The organism is Agarivorans sp. (assembly GCF_050295395.1).
Lineage (GTDB): Bacteria > Pseudomonadota > Gammaproteobacteria > Enterobacterales > Celerinatantimonadaceae > Agarivorans.
In genome coordinates this window covers 1-1,742 of record NZ_JBNKPP010000288.1, presented here as the reverse complement: position 1 = coordinate 1,742, position 1,742 = coordinate 1, and the positions used below count along the sequence as shown (strand labels likewise).

Annotated in this window: 3 protein-coding genes; all 3 read right to left on the bottom strand. The window is 46.8% G+C overall.

Annotation, left to right across the window (positions count from 1 at the left end):
- The coding region (locus tag ACQY6Q_RS17155) for an ABC transporter substrate-binding protein (RefSeq protein WP_427983321.1) at positions 1–488 on the bottom strand (488 nt) is incomplete at its 3' end.
- Positions 489–606: 118 nt separating this feature from the next.
- Positions 607–1,242: a DUF2913 family protein gene (locus ACQY6Q_RS17150; protein ID WP_427983320.1), complete on the bottom strand. Its 636-nt coding sequence runs from the start codon at positions 1,240–1,242 to the stop codon at positions 607–609.
- A 128-nt stretch (positions 1,243–1,370) separates the two neighbouring features.
- Positions 1,371–1,742 (bottom strand): redoxin domain-containing protein (locus tag ACQY6Q_RS17145; protein WP_427983318.1); only part of this gene is annotated, 372 nt, incomplete at its 5' end.

Sequence of the window (1,742 nt, the reverse complement as noted above, 5' to 3'; positions counted from 1 at the left end):
GAGGTAAAATCGACACGGATAAACTCCTTGTCATCGTGGTACAAATATCCCCTGACGGTACCGATTTGCTTACCTTTAATTTCAGTGACTTCCTTAAAGGATTCGACATTCTCGGGTCTGGTCACCACGTATTCTGTGATGGGCATAATGGGATCGGATTTTACGAATAAGGGGCCAAAGTCTTGATCTGCAAACCAACTTGGGCTGACTACATCAAAGTCTAACTGGCCGGTTTCAAGGGCGTTGTTCGTCCGTTTGGGTGGCAAGGACAGGTTTTCGCCCTCGATATTGGCTAAGGATAAAATCAGTGGGATTAACTCAGACACCATGCCAGGGGCTTCGGGCTGGTTAGCAATAAAATAGGGATACCAAGAATAGGACCCGGTGATGTTGTACTTGAGTAATTGGGCAAAGGAGGGGGGAGTAAATAATAGAAGTAATAACACGGCGTGCGCTCGCCAACGATAGAGAATACTTCCTTTACCCATCTTGTCCTTCACTCCTTGGTTGAACGAGCTTCGTGGTGACTGCGCTACATCTTACCTAGCCATTGTGAAAAATTTGTTATCCGTAGCGCAGTTTCCCTATTCAAGCAGCTTTTTGGGCTTAAGCCAAGAGTAGGCACAAGGCGGGCAGCTGATTGTGCGGGTAAATTTGAAATGTCTTATGGTGCTTAATCAGGCTAGTTTTCTTATTGCCTTGGCTTATCAGCAAACCATGGGAGAGGGCGATTTGAGTCAACAGCTGCTCATCGGCACGAACATATAAGTTGATAGGCTTGATAAGCTGATTCTCTTGAATATGTTGAGTAAATTCTTTTACATCAATAACTAAGCTCGATTGTCCATCGGCGTCCAGCTTAAGCTTAGTGTTAATTTCAGTGTCGGTAAACACTAGCCATTCGAGCTGGGTTAACTCGGCAATCATAGCGTTTAATGCCGTACCTAACTCCACGTGCGAGTTTTCAACGCTCTGATATTGATGAACAATTCTTTCCAATAACCGCTTAAGTTCGGCGCCAGCACCTTGGCTGCGCGCCATACGGATCCATGCCGTGAGATCGTCGGCCACCAGTTTCGAGAAACGCTTTTCCTTGAGCGCTTCAACCATCCAGTTACACAGAAAATGACTCTCCTGCGCGGCAGTTCGTTGGGCTTTTTTAGCTTGGGCTGAGACGGTTAAATCGGCAAGACCCGCGCGGGCGAGTTCGAGTACGGCTTGGTTATAGGTTTGAGAATTCATTGTGGCTCCGCCGCGGGCTAAAGGATTGATCTAATGGAACGTGTGGTATCGATTGCGGCCAAGCTAGTTTAGCAAAGCAGCCGCTAAATCGATAACGATTCTTAGCGGCTGTTTGGACGGGGGATGGATTATTCTGGTGCTCCGACGAGGCTGGCGGCCGTCAGAATCAACTTAGGTGCGGGTCTCACCTTATAGTTGGGATTCACATATTGGAAATGGATTAATCCTTGAGTGTCAGCGATATAAATTGCCGGAACAGGCAGAACTAAGCGCTTATCGCCTTCGGGCGTTGTCCACAGTGGGTTATCCAGTTTTAAGCGACTCAAATAAGTATCAGTGACTTGTTTGCTAGTGTAAAAGGCAAGACCAAAGGCTTGTGATGCCTGCATTTTTTCATCGGAAAGTAGTTGATATTTGAGCTCGTTTTTAGCGGCTGATGCCTTTAATTGTGCGGGAGTATCGGGTGAAATACCCACCAGTTGAAAGCCCATGTCGATAAG

Excerpts from the sequence above, each read along its gene's own strand:
- ACQY6Q_RS17150 (WP_427983320.1), bottom strand. The coding sequence starts at position 1,242 with ATGAATTCTCAAACCTATAACCAAGCCGTACTCGAACTCGCCCGCGCG.